Genomic DNA, 1,589 nt, shown 5'->3' with positions numbered 1-1,589 from the left:
CTTCAAAATTTAGAGAGCTTTTTGTGTGTTTAGGTATGAATGTATGAATATCATATCCATGTGAGGTTTACATAACATGTCATTATCGGAAGTAACATGTACATATGTTGTCCATGTTCTAGATCAAGAGAAGAATCAATAATTGATTCTTCTCTTGGTTTTAGTTTACATAACGCACGTTATCGGAAGTCGCTTTAATTCAATAATTTTGTAATTTTCCCTTCAAAATCGGCATTAGGCTCATAATAATAATCCTTGACTTTAGAGGTTGTAAAAGCCCCTACCTCTTTCTCCTCATCGTACATTTTTACAGCATATAGATAACCTACCATTGCTTCTTGCTTTTTCTTTGGAGTGAACTTTGTTTCTTTCACTTCTTTTAGCCAATTATTAATCTTTGTTTCATCAGTAATGATTTTCTTTTCTCCCTTGCCTATTGTAATCTCCAGCTTCGTAACATGTTCGACAGGAAAGATTTCTTGAAATGTCATTGTCTTTTGCTGACAGGATGCCAATAACAGTAATGCGATTCCGAGAACAATAGATCTACAAAAATAATTCATCTCCTTCTCCCTTCACATCAAAAAGTTGTTTTTATCCTTTTTTCCTTATTGTACCATTCAAAAAAAGCAATTTGTTGTGTATTTTTGTATGTATATCGTATTCATGTGAAGTTTACATAACATCTCATTATCGGAAGTTCCTTATCCCCACCATCCCCATGATATCAACATTTCTTAGAATATCTGAAATTATCAAATATGCAGGGTTCTATACATTGCCGCAATGGTGTGGGTTTTGGCTCTCTGGTCATGTTCTAGATATGCCGAAAAACTGTATAAAATCCTGCATATATCAACGGCCGGGAGGGATGTTGTCATTTGTTTCCTTATCGATTAAATGTAATATTTTACCGCTTGAAATTACCTTTTTATCTGAATTATTATGAATTCGAATCGACATTTTACACAAAATACCTTTACATGCAAAAAGAGCCACTTAATGGCTCTTTTTGTATTTTTGAAATATGAACATAGGATGGGACCTCGATTTCGAGTAGTCGGAATCAGCTCTTTGTTCATTAGCTACCTGTTTCCTGCAACGTCAGCACACTCTGCCGAAAAGCTGCCCGATGGATCCAAAGGAATTGAAGCAGTTCTTTCTCTTCCAGAAAGGTTTCATTTTCGTCACAATACCCTAATCCTCTGCCGTGAATACTCCACTGCTTTTCTTTTAACATCAGCGTGTAGACTCCCTTTCTCTTTTTGTCAGAGAATACAAGATAGTACTTTCCTAGCTTTTCATCGTAAGAAGCAATCTGAGTGAATCTAGAAAGCGTAGCGGCTATGTCTTTCTTAGTTTTCATACTTCAAACACCTCCAATCATTTCATTTAATTTATATTGATTTCGCAAATTCTACAAGGGGTACCGCCAAAATCGAAAAAAAACCACACTAAGGATTATAACGAACCAAAAACCCGATTTTTCCCCACCTTATTGGGTGGATTTGAGTCAATAAGTTGGACACAAAAATGTGAGGATTATGCTGACTTTCGAGCTTGATCCTCGAAAGCTTGAGGAGTCATAT

2 protein-coding genes are annotated in these 1,589 nt (G+C 35.7%); both read right to left on the bottom strand.

The window, feature by feature from the left end:
• Positions 1-194: 194 nt before the first annotated feature.
• Positions 195-563, bottom strand: a complete 369-nt coding sequence (locus H540_RS0122210; RefSeq protein WP_028402430.1) for a hypothetical protein — start codon at positions 561-563, stop codon at positions 195-197.
• Positions 564-1,081: 518 nt separating this feature from the next.
• On the bottom strand, positions 1,082-1,366 hold the full coding sequence (locus H540_RS30675; protein ID WP_034671728.1) for a hypothetical protein: 285 nt from the start codon (positions 1,364-1,366) through the stop codon (positions 1,082-1,084).
• Between the last annotated feature and the right edge of the window lie 223 nt (positions 1,367-1,589).

Origin of the sequence: Ectobacillus panaciterrae DSM 19096 (assembly GCF_000430785.1) — a bacterium.
Classification (GTDB): domain Bacteria; phylum Bacillota; class Bacilli; order Bacillales; family Bacillaceae_G; genus Ectobacillus; species Ectobacillus panaciterrae.
The sequence above is the reverse complement of the archived record's forward strand: the minus strand, read 5'-3'. Positions and strand labels throughout refer to the sequence as shown.

Bases quoted from the DNA above. Each gene is read 5' to 3' on its own strand.
- H540_RS0122210 (WP_028402430.1), bottom strand. From the start codon at position 563: ATGAATTATTTTTGTAGATCTATTGTTCTCGGAATCGCATTACTGTTA.
- H540_RS30675 (WP_034671728.1), bottom strand. From the start codon at position 1,366: ATGAAAACTAAGAAAGACATAGCCGCTACGCTTTCTAGATTCACTCAG.